The 17,607-nt window shown below is 55.2% G+C and carries 20 protein-coding genes; 1 reads left to right on the top strand and 19 read right to left on the bottom strand.

The features are described from left to right. The 14 genes from tssF to RTK32_RS07425 form a co-directional block, all read right to left on the bottom strand. On the bottom strand, positions 1-743 hold a 743-nt coding region (tssF, locus tag RTK32_RS07490; RefSeq protein WP_312042841.1), incomplete at its 3' end, for a type VI secretion system baseplate subunit TssF. A 2-nt stretch (positions 744-745) separates the two neighbouring features. Then, positions 746-1,300, bottom strand: coding sequence for a type VI secretion system baseplate subunit TssE (gene tssE, locus RTK32_RS07485; RefSeq protein WP_409451073.1), 555 nt, complete (start codon positions 1,298-1,300; stop codon positions 746-748). Beyond that, positions 1,290-2,099 (bottom strand): type VI secretion system accessory protein TagJ, encoded by an 810-nt coding sequence (locus RTK32_RS07480; RefSeq protein ID WP_312042840.1) that lies wholly within the window; start codon positions 2,097-2,099, stop codon positions 1,290-1,292. The genes tssE and RTK32_RS07480 overlap by 11 nt, the downstream gene beginning before the upstream one ends. Positions 2,100-2,123: 24 nt before the next feature. Continuing rightward, positions 2,124-3,185 carry a hypothetical protein gene (locus tag RTK32_RS07475; protein ID WP_312042839.1) on the bottom strand — a complete coding sequence of 354 codons (1,062 nt, stop codon included), beginning with the start codon at positions 3,183-3,185 and terminating at the stop codon, positions 2,124-2,126. 18 nt (positions 3,186-3,203) lie between these two features. Beyond that, positions 3,204-3,995, bottom strand: coding sequence for a protein phosphatase 2C domain-containing protein (locus tag RTK32_RS07470; protein ID WP_312042842.1), 792 nt, complete (start codon positions 3,993-3,995; stop codon positions 3,204-3,206). Next, a complete protein-coding gene (gene tagH / locus RTK32_RS07465; RefSeq protein WP_312042838.1) occupies positions 3,995-6,070 on the bottom strand; it encodes a type VI secretion system-associated FHA domain protein TagH in 2,076 nt (691 codons plus the stop codon). Before tagH ends, RTK32_RS07470 begins: the two co-directional genes overlap by 1 nt. Positions 6,071-6,196: 126 nt before the next feature. Next, positions 6,197-7,048 carry a hypothetical protein gene (locus RTK32_RS07460; RefSeq protein WP_312042837.1) on the bottom strand — a complete coding sequence of 284 codons (852 nt, stop codon included), beginning with the start codon at positions 7,046-7,048 and terminating at the stop codon, positions 6,197-6,199. 205 nt (positions 7,049-7,253) lie between these two features. Beyond that, positions 7,254-7,598, bottom strand: coding sequence for a hypothetical protein (locus tag RTK32_RS07455; RefSeq protein WP_312042836.1), 345 nt, complete (start codon positions 7,596-7,598; stop codon positions 7,254-7,256). A 56-nt stretch (positions 7,599-7,654) separates the two neighbouring features. Next, positions 7,655-8,095, bottom strand: coding sequence for a lysozyme inhibitor LprI family protein (locus tag RTK32_RS07450; RefSeq protein WP_312042835.1), 441 nt, complete (start codon positions 8,093-8,095; stop codon positions 7,655-7,657). Positions 8,096-8,254: 159 nt separating this feature from the next. After that, a complete protein-coding gene (locus RTK32_RS07445; RefSeq protein WP_312042834.1) occupies positions 8,255-8,614 on the bottom strand; it encodes a hypothetical protein in 360 nt (119 codons plus the stop codon). 20 nt (positions 8,615-8,634) lie between these two features. Continuing rightward, complete coding sequence (locus tag RTK32_RS07440; protein ID WP_312042833.1) at positions 8,635-9,504, bottom strand: glucosaminidase domain-containing protein; 870 nt, start codon at positions 9,502-9,504, stop codon at positions 8,635-8,637. 227 nt (positions 9,505-9,731) lie between these two features. After that, positions 9,732-10,454, bottom strand: coding sequence for a hypothetical protein (locus RTK32_RS07435; protein ID WP_312042832.1), 723 nt, complete (start codon positions 10,452-10,454; stop codon positions 9,732-9,734). 14 nt (positions 10,455-10,468) lie between these two features. Next, positions 10,469-10,825, bottom strand: a complete 357-nt coding sequence (locus RTK32_RS07430) for a T6SS amidase immunity protein Tai4 family protein (RefSeq protein ID WP_312042831.1) — start codon at positions 10,823-10,825, stop codon at positions 10,469-10,471. Between the two features lie 296 nt (positions 10,826-11,121). After that, positions 11,122-11,604 carry a type VI secretion system tube protein Hcp gene (locus RTK32_RS07425; RefSeq protein WP_312042830.1) on the bottom strand — a complete coding sequence of 161 codons (483 nt, stop codon included), beginning with the start codon at positions 11,602-11,604 and terminating at the stop codon, positions 11,122-11,124. 253 nt (positions 11,605-11,857) lie between these two features. On the opposite strand from RTK32_RS07425, the gene RTK32_RS07420 reads away from it, so the two are divergent. Beyond that, positions 11,858-12,070: a hypothetical protein gene (locus RTK32_RS07420; RefSeq protein WP_312042829.1), complete on the top strand. Its 213-nt coding sequence runs from the start codon at positions 11,858-11,860 to the stop codon at positions 12,068-12,070. A gap of 82 nt (positions 12,071-12,152) precedes the next feature. Here RTK32_RS07420 and tssC read toward each other — a convergent pair whose 3' ends face one another. The 5 genes from tssC to tssM form a co-directional block, all read right to left on the bottom strand. Continuing rightward, complete coding sequence (tssC, locus tag RTK32_RS07415) at positions 12,153-13,646, bottom strand: type VI secretion system contractile sheath large subunit (protein WP_312042828.1); 1,494 nt, start codon at positions 13,644-13,646, stop codon at positions 12,153-12,155. After that, positions 13,643-14,170, bottom strand: a complete 528-nt coding sequence (gene tssB, locus RTK32_RS07410; protein ID WP_409451072.1) for a type VI secretion system contractile sheath small subunit — start codon at positions 14,168-14,170, stop codon at positions 13,643-13,645. Before tssB ends, tssC begins: the two co-directional genes overlap by 4 nt. A 38-nt stretch (positions 14,171-14,208) precedes the next feature. Next, positions 14,209-15,216 (bottom strand): type VI secretion system protein TssA, encoded by a 1,008-nt coding sequence (gene tssA / locus RTK32_RS07405; RefSeq protein ID WP_312042826.1) that lies wholly within the window; start codon positions 15,214-15,216, stop codon positions 14,209-14,211. Between the two features lie 9 nt (positions 15,217-15,225). Beyond that, positions 15,226-15,918 carry a type VI secretion system-associated protein TagF gene (gene tagF / locus RTK32_RS07400; protein ID WP_312042825.1) on the bottom strand — a complete coding sequence of 231 codons (693 nt, stop codon included), beginning with the start codon at positions 15,916-15,918 and terminating at the stop codon, positions 15,226-15,228. Between the two features lie 14 nt (positions 15,919-15,932). Beyond that, a partial coding sequence (gene tssM, locus RTK32_RS07395; RefSeq protein WP_312042824.1) for a type VI secretion system membrane subunit TssM occupies positions 15,933-17,607 on the bottom strand: 1,675 nt, incomplete at its 5' end.

The raw sequence follows: 17,607 nt of genomic DNA, 5'->3' as shown, positions 1-17,607 counted from the left end.
GGCAACAGCGCCTGATCGGCTGCGAACCCTTCCTGCTTCAGCGCGTTGTCGCTCAGCACCACCCGCTGCGGCTGCGGCTCTACCGTCTGGCAAAAACTGCCGACCGTGTGCTGCATAATCAGTTCCAGCAGCTGCTGCGCCTGGATATCCGGCCCGCTGAGAAAGAACATCAGATCGCTCAGGGTCAGGTGGCTGAGCGCCACTTCGCTGAAACATTCCAGGCGGATACGCAGCGCGCTGACCGCGCCGCGCTGGCTCAGTCCCATGCTGCTTAGAGGAATATCTGCCGGGACGCCCCCCAGCTCCACGTGGCTGATGCGCAGCGGCTGCAGCATCACGTCGTGCGCCGTGGCGTAGCTACAGGTGACGCCGCTTTTTTTCAGCATCTGGCTGTCCATCATGGTGCCGCGTGGCACCAGAAAGCCGCCGCTGATATCGCCTTTTTTGCCATCGGGATGCAGTTCGGCAATTGCCATTGAGGGCACGGGCGAAAGGTAGTTGGGTGCAATCATCTCCAGCATCCGCTGCGAGAAGCGCGGGAACTCGGCGTCCATTTTCAGCTGCACGCGCGAGGTCAGAAAGGCGAATCCCTCCATCAACCGCTCGACATAGGGATCGGCCACTTCGATGCCGTTCATGCCCAACCGTCCGGCGACTTTGGGATAGCGTTCGGCGAACTCCGCCCCCATTTCGCGCAGGTACGCCAGTTCACGGTTGTAATAATCGAGCAGTTTGCTGTCCATAATTACCCTACGTCTTTCAGTTCAAAATGGCCGTTTTCTAAATCCAGGTCGGTGCGGAACAGAAACTCCAGCGGATACGGCACGCACCAGAGCCGCCCCTTGATTTCAATCGACAGCATGTTGTGCAGGCTGAGCGAGCTGGTGTCCGAGATGCAGCGTACCTGCAACCCAGCGGGCAGGATGCGCGGTTCAAAGTACAAAATCGAATTAGTGATTTTGCGCTGAATATCGGTCAGTTCAATGTCGGACATGCGCTGTCCGGCCAGCGGCGCCACGCCAAAGTTATAAGCAGAACGCTGCACGTGCGGAAACGGCGAGAGGTCCTGCTGCGCTTCGTTGTTGATGCTATTGAACAGCCACTGCAAATCGCGCAGCACGTTGCGCTTCAGCGTGGCATGTGAAATCACCCGGCTGTTAGCGGCTTCCTGCTGCTTGTCCGGCGCGTTGTCGGTCAGCCGGTCCAGCAGCGACGGCTGCATTTTATCGCGCGCCGTCATTGTCTCCCTGCCGCGCTGGCGAAACCCGCCGTGCAGCAAATCGCGGCCGTCACTCATCATCGGTTTCCGCAGCAAAAACAATATGCGTCAGGCTCAGCAGCGGAAAATCTTGTTCCTCGCTCAGCCAGGTTTTCTGACCGTGACCGATAAACTGCTCATCATCCAGCGGCGTCCACTCGGTGACGGCGCCCAGCCGCAAGTTGTCTTCGGCCGTATCCGCAAACGGATAGCGCACCGGCAGCTGGCAAACCTGCTCGCTGCCGTCAGTCAGCGTGACGGCCGTATGCCGCCAGACCAGATCGGTAACGCTCGCCGGTGCCTGAAAACGCATTTCACGAATGGCGGCGAACGGCAGCCAGGTGTAATGACCGTTAACGATCAGCTCACAGATCGGGCCGAGGCGGCCGTCACCATCGACCAGCCATTCTACGGCCTGTGCCTGCCCGTCCTGTGCGGTAAGGCGGGCCGGACTGGCCTGCGCCGCTGCAAAAGCTGCCGCGCGTAATTCATCGGCTTCCTCTGCATGCTCCTTATGCAAGGCTTTCAGTAAGTCTTCTGACCAGGCGAACGCTCCGCCGGGCATCCTTGGCATCGCAAGCCCTTCGAAGACCGCCGCGCGCTGGATCTCCGCCGTAATAGCCTGCTCCAGCAGCGTGATGGTGGGTTTAGCCTGCGGCTTTAAGGCCAGCCAGGTTTTCAGCTGGGTTTTGGCGCGCGGCCAGTGGCCCGCCAGACAGAGCAGCTGGACAAAAGCGGCGCGCAAATCGGCGTCCGCCGGGCGGCTTTTAATATCGCCTTCGACGCGCGCCAGGGTTTCCGACAGCGTGGCGCCGGACATCAGTTGAGTCAGAGATTTCATGGCTTTCCTCAGGCGGGCAAGGGATCAGTTAAGCGTTCGGTAAGTGCCCGCGGCCGGATCTTTCAGCTGCGGATGGATCTCATCCACCAGTTTAATGGTCACTTTGCCGTCAGTAAGATAAGGCGACCAGACCTTGCGGACTTCGGCCAGGCGCGCTTTCAGGGTACTTTCGTCGCTGGCAGCCTGCTGGCTTATCGCCACTACGACGGTGCCATCAGCCTGCCAGCCGTTCAGCGTAGGCGCATACGGCACAATCATCCAGCTCTGCGGCGAACGTTCATCGCTCAGCACCATCCGCTCGTTATTGACGGTGGTGATCTGCATATCGCGACCCACCGCTTTGCCGTTCAGTCCTGAAATCGGGAAGCCCTGCACAAAGCTGACCTGACGTTTTTGGGCCGCGCCTTTACCCAGCTGCGCAAGCTGGCTGTCGCCGCTGAGCCAGCCATCGCTGCCGCAGACTACACCGCCTTTTGCCGGCACGAACAGCGCGCTGGTGTGGCTGCTGCTGTTCCAGTAAGTGCGGAAATGACAGCCATCCAACAGACTGAACTGGATCCACGGCGTGGTATCCGCTGGTGGTGAAAGATCTTCTGCATTAACCGGCGTGGCGACCGGCGCGGTTTCTACCGGCGCAGCGGCAGGCGTGTTTTGTCCTGACGCAGCAGTCGGTGTATTTTGGACTGGCGCTGCGGTGGGTGCCGTCTGCACCGGCACGGCGGCAGCGGCTGGCGTTTGGGCTTCGGCTTTGCTTTGCCAGCCCTGCGCTTTAGTGGCGTTGCCGTGCGCCAGCGCTTTGCCGTTGCTGTCGGTCAGCTGCCACTGAAATGCCGCTATTTTCGCACAGCTGTGGGACATCAGGCCCGCCACCTGCGGTAGCAGGTCGTTTACCTTTACCGGATCTTTGTCACCATTAGCCACGATGCGCAGCGGAATCTCACGCCTGCACCAGCTGTCTGGCTTCTTATCTTTAACGTTATCAATCCACACATCCATTTGCAGTGACTTAGCGGTCACGACGCGGTAATCCTGTGCCCAGGCACCGGATGTAATCAGCAGGGTGACCGCCGTTAGCCAATATTTCATGAGGGTTAAAGCCTTATTTTAATCACGAAGAGGGAAAAACTGTGCTGCGGCTTCCAGCGAATGCAGCAGCGTGGTGTCCTGCGGATCGCCGACCCAGACGGCGACGGCGCTGTAATTGTCCTGGCTGGCGGTGGACTGCCGCTCGTTTTTACGGATAACCTGCTGCATCAGCGTCAGCCATTCGTCCGGCGTATTAACCATGTGCAAGGATTCCTGCATGTTTTCCTGCGAAAGCCCGTGCCAGAACCCATCGGTGCAGAGCAGGAAAGCGTCGCCGTCTTCGATTTCCACTACGTCGCTGTAGCTGGCATCCCGTTCCTCATCGCCCATGCCGAGTGCAAAATAGAGCAGATTACCGTTGATGCCTTCGGTTTGGTGACCGGCATCCTTCATCTGCTGTACCAGGCTGTGGTCGGTAGTGACGTGATAAAGGTAGCCGCGCCGAAAAAGATAAAGGCGGCTGTCGCCCGCGTGCGCCCAGTAGGCCAGATCGAAATCCCTGTCGATAAACAAGCTCACCAGCGTGGTGCCCATACGCTTATAGTCGCCGCTCGCCTGCTGCTGGCGAATCGCACGGTTGGCGTCGTTGACGTATCGGCGGATGCTTTGCGCGTCCAGGTGCTGCTCGCCGTTGAAGCGTTCGAGGATGGTGTCGCGCGCCAGCTCCGCGGCGACGTCGCCGCCGGGCAGCCCCGCCACGCCGTCACAGACCACAAAGCAGGCCGATCTTTCGCCGATGCGCTCGCCGGTCTGATCCTGGTTGCTGTCACGAGCGCCCTGGTGCGACATAGAGGCAATGGTGATATTCATCATTCTTCCGATCTGATTTGGGAATCTTTGTACTGGTTCACTTCCATGTCGTAGGCGTGCAGAAAGGCTTCGCCAAACAGGGTGTGGAAGTCATCCTCGATTTCGCCCGCCGTTTCGCCGTAGCGCCGGGTAAAATGCTCCCACAACGCGGCTTTGCGGCTGTTAGGCAGCGCCAAACGAGAAATTGCGCCTTCCTGCCGCGCTTCTTCCTCCAGCTGCTGCGGGTTAAAGGATTGCAGCATGGAAGCAATGATCGCGCGGATCCCGGCAATCATGCCCAACTGGTGCGCCTGTAAGTCGACCAGCGCGTCACGCACCGACTGCTTAGGCGGCATAAAGCCTGGCATCCGACTGCCGAACATCTGCATCAGCACCGATTTACCGGAAGGCAGCAGCTTGAACGGGTTATTGGCCTCGTCAAGGATCACCGTCATTTCCGCTTTTACGCCACGCTTGAGGATCGAGCGCGAGGAAAGCAGCGCCACCGTTCCCTGCGAGAACATGCTGAGCATCTGCCCCAGTTCCTGCATTGAATCGCGGTCAAAACGCGGCGTCGGCTGCAGATCGTTCAGCCCCATGCCGCCCATCAGCGCCTCTAAAAGCTCGCCGTCCAGCCGCTGGCCGTCGCCGGCAGAATTTTGCTGCTGTGAGGCCGGACTGGCCACCGGATCGATACGCAGACGGCCTTTTGGCGGTGGCGTGGTGTTGCGCGCGACAGCCTGCGGGGTCGGCAGCGTGATGCCGCTGTAGTCCTGCTGCGACCGATTGATGGCGGCCTGCACGCCACTGAAATCGGCATCGCTTGCCGGGTTTTCAGCAGCACGCGGAGGCTGGCTATGATCCGTCTCATCAAACAGTGGTGACTTGCTGAGATCGTCAGCTGCCTGTGGATCGGTATCAAACAGCGATGACTTGCTGAGATCGTCGGCCGCCTGCGGATCGGCATCGAACAGCGGTGACTTGCTAAGATCGTCGGCCGCCTGCGGATCGGCATCGAACAGCGGTGATTTGCTAAGATCGCCAGCTGCCTGTGGATTGGCATCGAACAGCGGTGACTTGCTAAGGTCGTCAGCCGCCTGCGGATCGGCATCGAATAGCGGAGACTTGCTGAGATCGCCGGCTGCCCGTGGGTTCTTATCGAACAGCGGAGAATGGCTAAGATCGTCGGCTGTCTGAGGATTGCGCGTTAAGCTGCCGGTCGTCTGCGTCTGGCTGTCCAGCGCTTTTGGCGACGGCGGGACAAAGGCAGACTGCGGCTGCTTCTGCTGGGGTTCATCCACCGGCGTCAGCGGCACGGCGTTGCCCATCATTAGCCCCAGCGGATCGTCGCTGGCGGCTGGCGTGCTGTGGCCGCTGCCAAACAGCGCCATCGGATCCAGTTCGCTACCGCTCTGCTTTTTATCCTGCGGCTGCTGCGTCAGCGTGCCTGGCGTGCTGTCGTCAAAAATGCTTTGCCTGTCGAACAGCGATTCTTTGCTGAACAGAGAGTCGGGTGTTCGATCGCGACGATCCAGATCGGGTGCGGGCTTATCGGCAAACTGCGCCAGAGGATCGACCGGGTTGCGATCGGACGTTTTTCCCATCAGCGGATCCGCCGCGTCAGGCGCGGGCTTGCTGCGGCTGGAAAGGCTGTCGCTAATGGAAAACTCCTGCGCCAGGCTATCCCAGATTTCACTGGGAATGGCAGCAGGCGCGTTTTCCTGCGGCGGTGCGGCAGGTCGGGCGACCGGGGCAGGCCTTGCTACGGGCTGCGCCGCTACGCTGAGATCGGTGACCTGCAAACGGTACTCGTCAATGCTGAGAATGTCGCCATCCTGCAAATCCACCTGGCGGCCACGCTCCAGCGGAATATCGTTCAGATGCACCAGCGTCACGTTGCCGCGGTTGGTAATACGGCACTCGCCGTCGGCCGTGATATGCACAATGGCCTGCAGACGAGAAATGGTACGGTCATCATCCGGCAGCACCAGGTTGTTATCGGCACCACGGCCGATGGTGCCGCCCGGCGGCAGAAAGTCGCAGCTGCTTTGCGGCGGCTGCTGGCCAGGTTTGGTCGCTACTATCGTAAATCGCATCACGTTTTCCTGCGTTGGATTTCGGCATTCGGGCCGCGCCGGTAGGGACCCGGCGGGAGTTGAAACTTATTGCTGCCTGCCGGAAACGGGCTGGCCATTCCGGCTTTAAACAGGGCGACGGTTTCGTCAGCGCATCGTGCCTTCAACGCTGTCTATAACCTGGTCGCCCTTACTGATATTCATTGTCCAGCGTTCAAAATCATTGGTGATAAATGTGTAGGTATAATCCGCATTTTCAAAAGCGTATCCGCGAAAATCGCAGACGTCCGGACAGTTAACATTAACGGTTTTGCCCTGCAGCAATATGCTTTTGCCGCTAAGCTTGCTTCTGGAATCGAGCGTGACGTCATCGCAGTCGACATTCCCTTCTTCGCACCAGCTGGTGAGACGGGCCAGATATTTTTTGCTGTCAAAAGTGGCCGTCTGAGCAGGATGCGCCGCATAAAAGCGGCGGATTTTCGGCACGCTGTCTATTGAGGCATTATTTACTCTTTGCGACAGCGCATTATCCACCAGCAGCGAACGGGAGTGCGGATCGTATGCCAGCACCACTGCGACCAGCGAGGTTTCTACCAGCGTAGTGGCGGTATAGATCACGGCGATCTTGACTTCGCGGTCACCAGGGGAGGAAATCACGCCCACGCCCTTCACATCTTCGCAGGCTTCACCGTCAAAACGGTTGAAGCCGATGGTCGGCACCAGGTTTACCAGGCTTTCGCCATCACGCGACCAGCCAATAAAACAGGCGTTCATATCGGCCCGCAGCAGACCTTTGCCCGGCACCATCACGCCCAGTAAATGGCCGCTGTCCCGTACGGCAAAGGTCTGCTGGCCGAACGGCTCTGCGCCAGCGATATCCAGCGACAGGGCTTTTTGCGCCAGTTCAGGCGCGAACGTATCGGCCTCTGCCTTAACCAGATGCGGGCTGGCGACGGCGACATTGGTTAATAAGGCAAGCAAGAGTAAAAAGCGTTTCATACTGAGTTCCGGTAAAAAATTAAGGCATCGCGAGAAGCGGGATAGTGCCTTCACGTGTCAATGCATAACCCGTTAAATCATGGTGTCAGGCAGGCCATTCGTCTGGCTAACATTGCTGACAGATTTCCACCTTACAGGTAAAATATCAGAGGCATGCTGACCCTGGTTTTATTCTCAAAAGGCAGAAGCCGCAATAAGATGGATTTTATTTGGCCGGTACCAAAAGGGTAAAGTCACCTTCTGCCGGATCGTCTTTATCGCTGATCATCTGTTTGGTTTTTTGATCGACATAAACGCTGAATAACCGGGGCCGTGTTTCGGGATCGCCTGGACAGTTACCGCCGTGCTTCTCTACTACATCAACCAAATCCAGACCAGGCTCAGCGTCTTCTGTTATCAGATAGTTCACGCAGGCTGCATCGGGAACCAGCTTATTTTTCTCAACGGTATTTTCAACCTGTATGACTGCTGATTCTGCCGTGCTGTTGGCCGCGACATAAAAACTTATCACTGGGAGTAAAGCAAAAAGGAAAGACTTTAAAATTTTCATTATATTTCTTTATTAATAAGAGAGCTGGTGTAATTTTAATCAGGGCGATCGCCTGTTCAATAGGGGATCCCCTTCAGATCCTCAGAACGCGTATTATCAAATCTTGCAATACACTCGTTAGTGGCAATGGCAGAGGCAGCCGTGTTGTCTTCAGCAGCGAAGGCTTCAAGTTTACACTGCGCGTCCCTGTATTTTAACCAACCACGCTGACCATCAAGCAGGATGCTGAAATATTGCGCCCCTAACTCCTCATGGGATCGGTATGCATGTTCAATCGTTTTTTTTGCTTCAGAGAATGTTTTATTTAATAAAAAATCTGCATTATCTTTTTTCTGAGTGGAGCATTTTAAAACGTCTGCTTCAGCTTGTAGATTCTGACATACATCTTCAGCAAGAGCTGGCTCCGCAAAAAACACTAAAACTGTTAAGAGTGTATAACGGTATTTTTTATGCATAAAAATATTTATATTCAATACTCGCTTAAGTAATCTTTGCATGAATTATTTTATATTTCTCTCCATGAAACGTCATGGTCACTTCCGCACCGGCAAAAGCAGACCATCCTAAAAGGAATGAGAGGACCGTTATACGCTTTTTCATTTTTACCCTATGTATTAATGATACCATCACTCTCATTCCACAAGCAGTAATCGTACTCAGCCGGCAGGTGAAAGAAGCTTCAGATTACCCTCTTCCGGATCGTCTTTATCGCTGGCCATCTGTTTGGTTTTTTGATCGACATAGACGCTGAATAACCGATGCTGGACCTGCGCATCGCCCGGGCAGGCGCCGCCGTGTTTTTCCATCACTTCGACCAGATCAACGCCCGGCTGGGCACTTTTGGTCAGAAGATAGTCCGTACAGGCAGGGTTAGTAACCAGTTTCTCTTTTTCTACCGTGGTTTTTACCTGCATGATAACCGGATTGCTTACCGGCTCAGGGGTGGCAGTCGCACAACCGGCTACTGCCAGTAAGGACACGAGCAAAAGAGATTTTACGTTTACGTTAGCTATCATATTTTACCTGCAGGAATAATTTATTGATGAAGTGCGTTCTGGAATGTGGCAGAGGTAGCTACATCAGGCGCATCATAATCTTTCAAACCGTTAACACGAATAATGCTCAGGATTTTTTTCTCATAGTGCGGATCGGTTGCATAACCAGCCTTCGCCACGACATGAATAAACTTCTCCGGGTCATTACGATAAGCAAATGCCCCCGCATAGCGCTGGTTGCTTGCCAGAAAGCGGCCGTAGTCATCAGCAGACTGCTCCAGAGTATCATAAGACCGAAAGCCGTCCTGAATCACCGTTGACTTGCCGCCATAGTTTTCATGGGTGGTCACGTTGATGGACTTGCCGTCCGGAGATTTCCCTTTTACCCCAAAGAAAATATTGCCCGGTGCGTGCGTGCCCCAGGAGGACTCAAGCGCGCCCTGAGCCAGGGTCACCGCTATCGGTACGCCCCAGCGTGCTTTAACGTTAATTGCTGCAGGTAAGGCACGGTTAAACCAGGCAACTTTGCGGTTAGCCGGACGCTGAGCCGCCTGCTGTTGCAGTAATTTCGCCAGCCCGCTATCAGGCTCAACAACATGAGCAGCCGCGGCGGGTGCTGCCGGGCGCGGTGCAGATGCCGTATGCGGCTGAGCAGGCCTGCCACCAGAGTTAAGCGTGCCGTAGGTTGGCCCGTTGCGGTTGACCACGCCATCCGCATGGGACAGATGCACCTGATTACGCTGGAACTCTTCTATTCTTGCCTGGGTTTTAGGGCCAAACAGACCGTCTTCATGCAGGATCGCACTGTGATCCTCATGTGCCGCACGGTTTAACAGAATCTGCACCTTTTTTACATCATCACGATGGTTTGGCTGCCCTTTGCCCACGGCGGCCGTTAATTTCCAACGCATAATATTTCCTTAATTAAAGAGAACTGGCTAATTAACGTTAAAACAGAGAAAAATACTGAGTGATTTTTTTTCGTGAAAAAACTCGGCTTTTGGCAGCGGGTAATCCCTCTTCTGAGCAATTAATGACTTTTGCCGGGAGTAACACTTTTCGCATGCGTAAGTGACACATCTGTCATAAGGAAAAAATTACACTCCTTTTCCTATGGATGTTATTTACTTACCTAACTTCAGTTAACCACATCCAGATCGCTAAATTTAACGTAACCTTCAGTTTTTGAACGAGAGCCTGGCAGGGATGCATCGTATAGAGCAACTTTAACCCACTGGTCATCAATAGTTTTTATTCTTACTAACGGCTGAGAAATGGGTTTGCTAACAACATTCTGACTTGTTGTTGAAGGCTTTGACTTAAGGAAAATATCATCATGCCCTTCTTTAATCGTGAACATCACTGAATAAGGTTCTGGGTCACAACCAGACGCCGACTCTAATTTATTTATATCAAAGCGATTAACCTGAACAGGCTTGAAGGCGTTAAATTTTGCATAATTCTGTTTATTGTCACACTCAACTATAATCGTCCGTTCAGAAAGAGCGACTACCCCAGCCTGCTCTGTATGGCCTTCTTTAAACCTAAAAAAATCTTCAGGAGTATTTTTGAAATTACTCCTGATGAAATTCTCCGTCTCTTCTGTTTTAAAATAATCCTTCACGCCACCCTTTTCTTTCAAATCGTAAAAATAGTATGTTTGATTATCCTTACCACCCGTTTCAAAAAAACGCATTATAATAAGAGGAGGCTTCGCCTTACCTTCTTCTGTCCATTGAGGGAGCCAGTAAGCCTGAAGTACGCCTGTTATTTCCTTTTGAGAGCTGGCAAAACTTTTTACACTAAAAATCACTGACGAAAATAAAAGCAAACAAAAAGTTACTACCGAAAACCTTTTCATAATATCCCAATAAACTATTTATTATATTTCTCAAAAATTTCCATGGCGTCCTGACTTTGTGCCAGTAAAGTACATTTCATCATATTTAAATTGCTTTTGTCGGCGCCGCTTAATTTCATTTTAAGATAATCACTGATAAGCCTGTCGCCATCATTAAAGGCTTCAATCGGAAGATGACTTCTTTCCAGCCAGGCTGAAGCACTTTTATAGGCATCGTCGGTAAAAGCTTTGTCTGTTGATATTTTCCCGGCACAACGGCTCAGGAGCCAGTTGCTTAAGATCTGCGGTTGTTGATATGCATCCAGATTGGGTGGCGTTATGGCAAAGACTACGGGTGAAAGCGCCAGCGCCAGAAGCAGTAACAGTTTCATTTTAATATCCATAAAGCAGCCGTGGTCGGAACAAAACGCCCTTTCTCTGCATCGCTCCAAAAGTGGCAGCGGTCGGCACGCCGCTATACTTTAGTCAGTCGCTCCCGAGAATCGGATTGCATTCTAAAATGCCAGAGGAAAAAATAAGTTCCGGCTTCCCGCCAGGCATTTTTCCAACGTTTTCGCCAGCCATAGTCATTTCAGAGGATCGATTCTTTGCAGCGGCAAATACAGATTTTATCGCTGACCTGATACCATGCCTTTTAAACCTCCCCCAAAGGGGAGGTTGTACAGCATTAAGCTTCTTTGTTCTCTTTGATGTTCCAGCCAGCGCTGCTTTCTGCGCCTTTACCACCGGAAGTGCTCTGCTCCCAGTACTGCTGTTTCACTTTAGAGGCCTGAAATGAGTAAGTCATCCCCAGGGTGTCGCCATTGTCTGAACCATTGTAGTTAACAGTAGTGACCAGCACGTCTTCCAGGGTAATACGAGCATATTCAACCTGAGTGCCGCCAGCTTTACAAATAGACAGCTCTACTTTAGCGATGTGCTTGCCGCTTGCGCAGTTCTTCAGCAGCGCGGTGGTAGATTTGTCGATCAGCGCGTTAACGTGCAGGTCGTTAAAGTTAACTTTACCGGCACCGCCGCCGCCGCCAACAGACATGTTGCCTGGCTGAGAGGCACCCCAGGAGAAAGAAGTGATATCGGTCCAGCCTTTGTGGTTAGAGTCTTTAGACTCACCGGTTACACCGTCAACCTTCATAAACATATCAATAGCCATTATTTTCTACTCTTTATTGATGGACATTTTGCTTTTAACAAAGCAGCGACAGACAAAAAGGGAGCCTTTTTGCCCTTTTCTGGCGATCTTTTAACAGACCGTTCAGAAATTCTTTTATCCGGCACCAGGAACAATATTTTTATTGGCAATTCCGACATGACGAGAAAGTAAAACAGGTTTTACAGACACCCACGGCGGATATAAAGTAGAGCGCTTTAACGCTGTTATCCCTTCAAAAGGGCACTGCTCAATAATGAAAAAACTGTTTTTGTCATTACTCGGCGTCGTTTTTTTGGCGCTATCCCTCTATGCCCTTTTCGATATCGTTAGTGCGGTCTGGCTGATAGCCCGTTATGAAACTTTCGACGCGCAGGCTACGGCTTTCATCTCCGGAAAATTACTGTTCACTTCACTGTGCCTGGGCCTCTTCTTTTTAATCAGGAAAGCCGCCAAAAAATCCCGCTGACGGCTTACCTTTCATTCATCAGGCTGCAAACGGGCCGTGTTTAGCCCACCCTTCGGGAAGGAGCGCGCCCTTCCCTCAGCCTTTAGTCATCGCTTTTCAGCGAAGGCAGCTTGGATACCAGACGCAGCGATACGGTCAGGCCTTCCAGCTGGTAGTGCGGACGCAGGAAGAATTTCGCAGCGTAGTAGCCCGGATTATCTTCCAGCTCTTCCACCAGCACCTCGGCGGAGGCCAACGGCTTGCGGGATTTGGTTTCCTGCGAGGAGTTGGCCGGATCGCCATCCACGTAGTTCATCACCCAGTCGTTCAGCCAGCGTTCCATCTCTTCACGCTCGCGGAAGGAGCCGATTTTGTCGCGCACGATGCACTTCAGGTAATGCGCGAAGCGGCAGCAGGCGAACAGGTACGGCAGACGCGCGGCCAGACGTGCGTTGGCGGTAGCGTCCGGGTCGTGATATTCCGTTGGTTTCTGCAGCGACTGTGCGCCGATAAAGGCAGCGAAATCGGAGTTTTTGCGGTGCACCAGCGGCATAAAGCCGTTTTTCGCCAGCTCGGCTTCGCGACGATCGCTGATGGCGATTTCGGTCGGGCATTTCATGTCCACGCCGCCGTCGTCGCTCGGGAAGGTGTGGCAAGGCAGATTTTCCACCGCGCCGCCGGACTCCACGCCGCGGATCGACGTGCACCAGCCAAACTCTTTGAAAGAGCGGTTGATATTGGCAGCCATCGCGTAAGCCGCGTTCGCCCAGGTATAGTTGCCGTGGTTCGCGCCTTCGGTCTCTTCTTCAAAGTCGAAGCTGTCAACCGGGTTGCTGCGAATGCCGTAAGGCAGACGCGCCAGGAAGCGCGGCATGACCATTCCCAGATAGCGTGCATCTTCCGACTCACGCAGGCTGCGCCAGGCGGCGTATTCGCTGTTCTGGAAGATCTTGGTCAGATCACGTGGGTTCGCCAGCTCCTGCCAGGATTCCATCTGCATCACTTCCGGCGCGGTGCCGGTGATAAACGGACAGTGCGAAGCCGCACCGATACGCGCCATCTCGCCCAGCAGCTCCACATCCTGCGGGCTGTGATCGAAATAGTAGTCGCCGACCAGGCAGCCGAACGGCTCGCCGCCGAACTGGCCATACTCTTCTTCGTAGATTTTTTTGAATACAGGGCTTTGATCCCAGCCGGCGCCTTTATAGCGCTTCAGCGTGCGGCCCAGCTCTTTCTTCGAGATGCTCATAAAACGAATTTTCAGCATCTCGTCGGTTTCGGTGTTGTTCACGAGGTGGCTCAGACCGCGCCAGGCGCCTTCCAGCTGCTGGAAATCTTCATGGTGAATAATCTGGTTGACCTGCTTTGACAGCTTCTCGTCAATCTCGGCGATCAGCGCCTGAATTGTGCGATAAGCATCGTCGGAAGCGGTAACGGTATTCTCCAGCGCCTGCTGCGCCAGGGTTTTTACCGCGCTTTCCACTGCCGTACGAGCCGAATCGGTTTTCGGGCGAAACTCTTTGTTCAGCAGCGAGCTGAATTCATCCTGGCTCCAGGCCTGCTGGCCCTGCTGCTCAAGCTGAGAAGGCTGAGTCATTCCTGCTCTCCTTCTTTCGCCGTGTCATCCTGCTTGGGCAGATGGCTCAGGGATTTCAGCAGCGTAGGATCCTTAAGGATTTTAGCGATCAGCTCTTCCGCTCCGTTTTTGCCGTCCATATAGGTCAGCAGGTTGGAAAGCTGGGTACGCGCATCCAGCAGCTTGTTCAGCGGCTCGACGTTACGCGCCACCGCGTCCGGAGAAAAATCTTCCATGCTGTTAAAGGTCAGATCGATATTCAGATTGCCTTCGCCGGTCAGCGTGTTCTGCGCCTGGAAAGCCACACGTGGCTTCAGCGCCTTCATGCGTTCGTCAAAGTTATCGATATCAATATCCATAAATTTGCGTTCGTCGACAGGCGGCAGGTTGTCCACCGGCTTGCCGACCAGATCGGCCATAACGCCCATCACAAAAGGCAGCTCGATTTTGCGTTCTGCGCCGTAGATCTCCACGTCATACTCGATCTGTACGCGCGGCGCGCGGTTACGGGCGATAAATTTCTGCCCACTGGATTTACTGACCATAATGTTCTCCATTGGTATGCGCGATTAATCAGAACGTCTCAGTCGTGACGCCCGAAAATGTTTTCCAGCTGATGAACGCCGTCCGGCGCCAGGTCGCGGATAATGCTCATAAAGTCCATCTCGATCATGCGCTGTACACGGTCGATCATCAGCGGTGCCGGATGGCTGGGTTCATGCTGCACAAAATACTGCTTTACCTTCTCCAGCATCAGCTGGGCGTCGGCGCGCGACGTCGGCTGTACGCTGCGCCAGTCGGTTTGCGTGGTTCTGACCGGCGGCTGCACCGCCTCGATTTTCACCTCTTCGCTGGGGGCAGGCGGGATCAGCGTGCTGATGTCGGTCATCTCACAGGCTTGCGCGACGGTGTTCACCATTTTCAGCAGCTGTACCATTTCCGGTACGCCGCTTTCGCCAAGGTGTTCAATCACCGTTTCACGGATTGTTTGTAACCGCTCACTTATGCTTCGAATGGCGGCAATACTGGGTTGCTCACTGCGTGCCAGCTCATCCAGCAGCCTGGCGCGGCCACCAGGAAAGTCTTCACACTCGCTTTTGCTGCCGTCCAGCAGCGCCCAGGCGTCGCGCAGAGAGAGATGATCTGACGCGTTGCGCAGCAGCAGCGACTGGCGTAAAGCCGTAGTAAGTGCTGACTTATCGCCTAAAGCCGCCAGCGCATTGATACGATAGAAAGGATCGTAGTCGCCATCCTCGGTCAGAACCGGCCATAGCGGCTCCCAGTAGAGCAGCAGCGACTGCTTGATCAGCTGTAAGCCGTCGGCGTAACCGCTCAAGCCTCGCAGCTGCGTCCAGGCCTGCGTCAGCGCCAGCATTACCCGCAGATCTTTGCTGCGCGTCAGCAGGCTGCCTGCCAGCTTCGCGACCTTGTTCCAGTCTGCCGGTTCTGCAGGGATGATGGTGTCGCCAAACTGCTGTTCGGCTTTGCCCGCGCTGGCCTGCTCCATCGCCATATAGTCGGCGTCATATTCCAGGTTTTCCCCGCACGGCCGATCGCTGCTAATCGGGGCAAGTAGCTCGTCAAGATTCATGAAGGTTCCTTACTCAAACATCGGCGGATAGAGACCGTGGCGGCCAGGCTTCGCGCCAGCGGCCGGATCGAACAGCATCGAAAACAGCTGGCCGGTGAAATTGCCGCTGTGCACATGGGTGTAAAGCGGCTTGCCGTCGGCCTGATTAGTCCACCAGAAGCTCGTATAGTGCTGCGGATCAAAGCAGTCTGACGCGCGACGCCAGCTCAGCGTGACCGGCTGCTCGTGGTAGCCAATAGCGTCAAGAATCGCCGACTGGCGCGCTTCCGGCTGCGGCAGATTCAGCGCCAGCAGTGCGCTGTCCAGCTGCGCCGATGACCAGCCTTCGCGCACGGCGTTCATCAGGATGCGGCCCAGCTGCTGATACCAGTCTCCCGCGAGCGCGAGCTGGGCCGGTGTCCAGCTCTGCGGTGAAAAGGTCATCAGCGCGCAGAGCGGATAAAGTCGGCCAACGCTGTCGCGGGAGGGCGCCAGGCAGCCCAGCTGGATCTGCTGACTGCCCAGCATCGGCGGCACCACAAAGTTCCAGACCGGCGCATCGGCAAATTGCCGTTCGCCCTCGGCATTTTCCTGCCGGTGAAGCAGCCCGACCTGAAACCAGTGCGACCACTGCGCCAGCAGCGCATCCGGGAAACGGCGCTTTAAAAAATCGCCGCCGCTCGGCAGCTTTCCATACCAGCAGAGTGCGGGCGTCTGACTCATGTTGTGATCTCGGGTCATGGGCAGGCAAAACCGGGCAGCTGGAACGGGTTGCGAATGCTGTTCGGCGTGAATTCCAGCGTGACGTGATGTCCGCTGACGGTAAACGAGGCCTGACGGCTGAGGCTGCTGCCACCGGCGGAAAGCTGCGCGTGGTCAAAGAACCGGTTCAGCGCCCAGGCGCCGTTGGTGACCAGCGTTGCCGTGGTACCGTTGGCAAGGCCGAGCTGCATACGCACCTGGCTGGTGCCGCCAGGGCCCGGCCAGTTCATCAGCTGCACCGCCTGCGGGCCATGGCTGTATTGCAGCATCTGACCGTCCACGTCCAGCGTCATGGTCAGAATATCGTTATCCATCTGGCCGGTACGGACCGTCACGCGGTAAGAAGGCGTGGTTGCTCCGTTGGCAAAGAAGGCATCACGAATGCTTTGTGCCTGCTGAAAAGGCCGCAGCACGCTTTCGCCGCCCGGCAGCGTTTTACCGTCAATGCCGGGCATGAAGCGCCAGCTGGCCTGAGTGGTATCGACCTTGTTCGCCAGGTTGTCGCGGAAAAAACTGTCCATCAGGCCACTGCCCGGTGCGAACATGCGCGCCAGGTCGTCCGGCGTGACTTCCGCACGCGCCGAATGCGTCAGCGGGTAGCGTCCGGCAATCGCCTGACGGCAAAAGCTGCCGACCTCAACGTTAATACGCTTGCGGATATTGTCTAAATCGCGGCGCTGGGTGTCGCTACTGGCGCCAACGGCCATGCTGGTAAACATGTTCTGCAACGAGCCGGGCAGGCGGCCTGCGCTGGCCTGCAACCGGCTGATGGCGTCGCTGGTCGGCGGCGGCATTCCGCTGTTGGCAGCATCCTGCACGGCGGTAAGGTAGCGATACAGGTCATCAATCTGATGCAGGAAATCATCAAAGGCGATGGTTTTCCCGCCCTTCTCCAGCGGCTGCGCCAGCTCGGTGATCGGTGCAAAGTGAGCGGTTACTGACTGCTCCGGCGTTTGCTGCTGCTGGCTGGCCGCTGTGGCCGTCTGGCGGGCGTGGAACAGCGCCTCAAGCGTGCTGCTGGCCTGCGCTTTGTTTCCCTCTTCCTTGCCGGCTTCCGGCGCAGCCTTGTCCAGCACCAGATAGTGACTGAGGTTAATCACCAGCTTGCGCAGCGGCGAATTATTGCCAGAAAGTAATCGTGCCGCATTAATGCGCTGCGACAGATCCGCGCTGTTGTTCAGCTGGATATCCTGCAACAGCCCGTCCCACTGCCGCATATAGTCGCTCATATAGAGCTGGCGTACGGCGTAATCGGTCTGCTGCTGCGTTTCGCCCTGCACCGTCTCGCTCAGCACCCAACGGTCGTCGTCGTGCAGTGATTTGGTGACGGAAGCGATATTTTTATCGAAGCTGTTCCAGTATCCCTCTGGCGTAAACAGGCCCGGAATGCCTTCGCTAATCGATTTACCGCTTTTGCGTGCAAAGACCAGTTCGCTCTGCGGGCCACCCAACAGCGCCAGGGAAACCGGCTTCAGGCTGTCATCTCGTTCCAGCAGGCGTTTGAGGCGGCCATAGACGCGCTGTGACAGCGGCATCTGATTAATCAGCGCCTGCTCGCGCTTTACCAACGCATCGTCCCTTGCATATGGCGATGCCTGAATTTGCGTTTCCAGCAGCTGGGCCAGATGCCAGTCGAGTTGTTTAATCTGC

The sequence above is a fragment of the Erwinia sp. genome (genome assembly GCF_031978025.1).
In the GTDB taxonomy this organism is placed as follows: domain Bacteria; phylum Pseudomonadota; class Gammaproteobacteria; order Enterobacterales; family Enterobacteriaceae; genus Erwinia.
The sequence above is the reverse complement of the archived record's forward strand: the minus strand, read 5'-3'. Positions and strand labels throughout refer to the sequence as shown.

Excerpts from the sequence above, each read along its gene's own strand:
- tssE (WP_409451073.1), bottom strand. The coding sequence starts at position 1,300 with ATGATGAGTGACGGCCGCGATTTGCTGCACGGCGGGTTTCGCCAGCGC.
- RTK32_RS07480 (WP_312042840.1), bottom strand. The coding sequence starts at position 2,099 with ATGAAATCTCTGACTCAACTGATGTCCGGCGCCACGCTGTCGGAAACC.
- RTK32_RS07475 (WP_312042839.1), bottom strand. The coding sequence starts at position 3,185 with ATGAAATATTGGCTAACGGCGGTCACCCTGCTGATTACATCCGGTGCC.
- RTK32_RS07470 (WP_312042842.1), bottom strand. The coding sequence starts at position 3,995 with ATGAATATCACCATTGCCTCTATGTCGCACCAGGGCGCTCGTGACAGC.
- tagH (WP_312042838.1), bottom strand. The coding sequence starts at position 6,070 with ATGCGATTTACGATAGTAGCGACCAAACCTGGCCAGCAGCCGCCGCAA.
- RTK32_RS07460 (WP_312042837.1), bottom strand. The coding sequence starts at position 7,048 with ATGAAACGCTTTTTACTCTTGCTTGCCTTATTAACCAATGTCGCCGTC.
- RTK32_RS07455 (WP_312042836.1), bottom strand. The coding sequence starts at position 7,598 with ATGAAAATTTTAAAGTCTTTCCTTTTTGCTTTACTCCCAGTGATAAGT.
- RTK32_RS07450 (WP_312042835.1), bottom strand. The coding sequence starts at position 8,095 with ATGCAAAGATTACTTAAGCGAGTATTGAATATAAATATTTTTATGCAT.
- RTK32_RS07445 (WP_312042834.1), bottom strand. The coding sequence starts at position 8,614 with ATGATAGCTAACGTAAACGTAAAATCTCTTTTGCTCGTGTCCTTACTG.
- RTK32_RS07440 (WP_312042833.1), bottom strand. The coding sequence starts at position 9,504 with ATGCGTTGGAAATTAACGGCCGCCGTGGGCAAAGGGCAGCCAAACCAT.
- RTK32_RS07435 (WP_312042832.1), bottom strand. The coding sequence starts at position 10,454 with ATGAAAAGGTTTTCGGTAGTAACTTTTTGTTTGCTTTTATTTTCGTCA.
- RTK32_RS07430 (WP_312042831.1), bottom strand. The coding sequence starts at position 10,825 with ATGAAACTGTTACTGCTTCTGGCGCTGGCGCTTTCACCCGTAGTCTTT.
- RTK32_RS07425 (WP_312042830.1), bottom strand. The coding sequence starts at position 11,604 with ATGGCTATTGATATGTTTATGAAGGTTGACGGTGTAACCGGTGAGTCT.
- RTK32_RS07420 (WP_312042829.1), top strand. The coding sequence starts at position 11,858 with ATGAAAAAACTGTTTTTGTCATTACTCGGCGTCGTTTTTTTGGCGCTA.
- tssC (WP_312042828.1), bottom strand. The coding sequence starts at position 13,646 with ATGACTCAGCCTTCTCAGCTTGAGCAGCAGGGCCAGCAGGCCTGGAGC.
- tssB (WP_409451072.1), bottom strand. The coding sequence starts at position 14,170 with ATGGTCAGTAAATCCAGTGGGCAGAAATTTATCGCCCGTAACCGCGCG.
- tssA (WP_312042826.1), bottom strand. The coding sequence starts at position 15,216 with ATGAATCTTGACGAGCTACTTGCCCCGATTAGCAGCGATCGGCCGTGC.
- tagF (WP_312042825.1), bottom strand. The coding sequence starts at position 15,918 with ATGAGTCAGACGCCCGCACTCTGCTGGTATGGAAAGCTGCCGAGCGGC.